Origin of the sequence: Pseudactinotalea sp., assembly GCF_048594945.1 — a bacterium.
GTDB lineage: Bacteria > Actinomycetota > Actinomycetes > Actinomycetales > Beutenbergiaceae > Pseudactinotalea.
The window spans coordinates 1-2,366 of sequence record NZ_JBMDXJ010000087.1 but is presented as its reverse complement, the minus strand read 5'-3'; the positions used below and the strand labels follow the sequence as shown (position 1 = coordinate 2,366).

The window sequence follows — 2,366 nt, the reverse complement described above, 5'->3', positions numbered from 1 at the left end:
CCCAGGGCAGCACGAGCAGATCGCGGCGCGCACGGTGCCCCAGCAGCTGTGGCACCGGGGCGTCGCCCGCCTGCACCGCCGTGAGCGCCTCCACGTGTGGTCCGGACCGGCCGGCCCGATAGGCGCGCACGAGCACCGAGTCCTCGCCGTCGACATCGATTCGCCCGACCCAGCGCCGGTGCGGCTTGTAGGCCAGGCCGGTGATCCTCGCGACCGTGACCCGGCGACCGAGCACGCGTGAGAGCACGAGGTCCGGTTCGCGCAGCAACCGCCGCAGCCCCGGCAGGTGTCGGTCGGCGGACGGCAGCACGGCCACCAGACCCGCGTCCGGCTCGGCTGCCACGACCTCCTCGACCCGGGCGTGGGTGAGTGCCTTCGTCGTCTTCGCACGAGCGTCGGCTGCGACACCGGTCACCGTGACCCAGCTGGGCTCGCCGTCGCGGTCCACCTCCGCCAGCACCACGCAGCTCGAACCCGGCTTGTAGCGCAGATACCGGCGGCGGACGCCTGGCACAGCGCCACCGCCCGGAGCCAGCCATGCGGCGAGTGCGTCGTCGTCGAGCAGCGTCGCGAGCGGCAACGCCGGATCCCGGGCGACCAGAGACTCATGTGCGGCTCGCGTTCCCTCAACCACCAGACACCTCCGCGGGTGCGCGGCGCGCCAGCACAGCGTCGGGGCGTCCGTCATCGACCACCCGGCCGCCATCGATCCAGATGATCCGGTCGACCTCGCGCGCGGCCTGCAGGTCGTGCGTGATCGAGACCGTGGTCCGGCCCGCGGTCAGCCGACCGAGCGCGTCGACCACCTCGCGTTCGGTGCCGTCGTCGAGACCGGTCAGTGCCTCGTCGAGCACGATGATCGAGCTGTTCCGGATCGCCGCGCGAGCGATCGCGATCCGTTGCCGCTGCCCGCCGGACAGCGTGGCCCCACGCTCGCCCACCACGGAGTCGTAGCCCTGCGGAAGGTCGAGCACGAAGTCGTGCGCGCCCGCGAGCCGGGCCGCCTCCTCGATCTCGGCCTGGCTGGCGTCGGGTCGGCCGTACCGGATGTTCTCGGCGATCGTGGTCGCGAACAGCACGCTCTCCTGCAGCACCACCGCGACCTGTTGGCGCACCGACTCGATCGTGAGGTCACGCAGGTCGTGCCCGTCGATCCGCACGCAGCCGGCCTCGGGGTCGCGCAGTCGTGACAGCAGAGCCGCGATCGTCGACTTGCCGGCACCGGAGGGGCCCACGATCGCCACGTGCTCACCGGGGCGGATCGTCAGGTCGAGACCGCGCAGCACCGGATGACCCGGTGTGTAGGAGACCCACACCTGCTCCAGCCGGATGTCTCCGCGCCCGGGTCGTGCCGAGCGCGCCCAGCTCGCGTCCACGATCTGCGGGCGCTCCTCCAGCACCTCCACGATCCGCTCACCTGATGCCGCCGCCTGCGCGATCCGACCGGTGTATTTCGCGAGGTCGCGCATCGGCTTGAAGGCAGCCTTCAAGTAGGTGATGAACACCACCAGCTCACCCGGAGTCAACGCGCCGGCGAGCACGCGGTGCGCACCCACGAACAGCACCACCGCGGTGCCCACGCCCACCAGCACATCGGTCTTGCGCTCGAGCCCGGCGGACAGCTTCTTGGCCTTCACGCCATCCTTCAGCGAGCGCTGGTTGGAGGCCGCGAACGCTTCCTGCAGCTGGGACGCCAGCGAGTAGGACTGCACCACGCGCATCGAGCTCAGCGACTCGGTCGCGGCGGAGGCGAGGTCGCCCTCGGCGCGCCGCTGCTTGCGGGAGACGCCGTTGATCTTGCGCGACAGCCGCGCGCTCAGGAGCAGGAACAGCGGGATCACCACGAGCAGCGATGCCGCGAGCGGCGCGTCGAGGATCGCGATCACCACGACCATTCCGACCATCGTCACGAGGTTGCCGATCAGCGGCAGCGCTGCCGTCACGGCCACCTCGCGCAGCCGCCCCACGTCGGAGGTCACGCGGGCCACGAGGTCGCCGGTGCGCGCGCGGTCGTGGAACGCCATCGACAGCGACTGCACGTGCGCGTACGTGTGCGCACGCACGCGGGTGAGCACGCGGTTGCCCACGAGAGCGAAGCAGATCGTCATCGCATACGCGGCCAGTGCCCGCAACGCCACGATCGCGACCAGGGCGAGGGCGGCGAGCAGCAGCACCGTGCCCAGCCCCAGCGAGGATCCGCCGGGGATCTCGGCGCCACGTGCCGACACCACGCCGTCGATGACGAACTTCAGCGGCCACGGTTCGAGCAGCCGCATCGCCACCTCGACGCCCAGCGCGGCCAGGCCGCCGGCGATCAGAGGCTTCTCGCCCTTCAGGTGCGGCCGCACGTGATGGGCGGTGCGCCT

Annotated in this window: 2 protein-coding genes; both read right to left on the bottom strand. The window is 71.6% G+C overall.

Features of this window, described 5'->3' with window-relative positions:
- Positions 1-634, bottom strand: a 634-nt coding sequence (locus tag ACOJSN_RS04075) for a hypothetical protein (protein WP_420111235.1), incomplete at its 3' end; no start/stop codon positions are given.
- On the bottom strand, positions 627-2,366 hold a 1,740-nt coding region (locus ACOJSN_RS04070), incomplete at its 5' end, for an ABC transporter ATP-binding protein (protein WP_420111234.1). The genes ACOJSN_RS04075 and ACOJSN_RS04070, both read right to left, overlap by 8 nt.